Annotated in this window: 1 protein-coding gene; it reads right to left on the bottom strand. The window is 41.5% G+C overall.

The genetic code is table 11. The features are described 5' to 3' along the window. Positions 1 to 493 precede the first annotated feature (493 nt). The coding region (locus BKH43_RS08610) for a hypothetical protein (protein ID WP_216358503.1) at positions 494 to 680 on the bottom strand (187 nt) is incomplete at its 5' end.

Here is a 680-nt window from a genome sequence, read left to right as displayed (position 1 = left end):
CTCGCCCGTTTCGTGGTGTAAAAATCACGAGAAAAGTGAGCAGTAGTGCGAACGCGTGATTTTTGCTAGAAACGTAATTAGCGAGGCCCTCCCCTTGGCTCACGCCGAAAAAGGCTTTCTTTTAAGAAAGCCATAGTTGCTTACGCAACTACACCAGTTTCAAGGAAGCTTACGCTTTCGGGGTTAAGGGGAGTGAGGAGGGGTTAAACCCCTTTTTCAAGGAAGCTAACGCTTTGGTTAGAAAAAAATATATAAGTTAGAACATATAAAAAAACAAACTGTTGAAATAGATAGCTAGTCAACCTTATAAAAAAACTAGTTAAGAACTTAAGTCTTTTAATTCCAAAATTTACTTTTACAAACTTAAAGCATTTGGCAAGGGGGACAAGGGGGCCTAATTGCGATGCGGTCCCCTTATCCCCCTTCCCTAACCCCCAATCCCCCGCACGCTTGTTTTTGCTAAAGCAAAAACGAAAGGCTATACATAGGAGAATTACTCCATCGCAATAACAACATAATTATAGAAATACAAGGTACTTCTATAAAATGTGCCCGTTAGCTCGCCCGTTTCGTGGTGCAAAAAAATGGAAACAAGTAAGCAGAAGTGCGAACGCCATTTTTTTGCTAGAAACGGAATTAGCGAGGCTCTCCCCTTGATTGCCGAAAAAGTACCTTTTTCG

The organism is Helicobacter sp. 13S00401-1, assembly GCF_002272925.1.
Lineage (GTDB): Bacteria > Campylobacterota > Campylobacteria > Campylobacterales > Helicobacteraceae > Helicobacter_I.
Note: the sequence above shows the minus strand (reverse complement) of the source record. Positions and strands in the feature narration are given on the sequence as shown.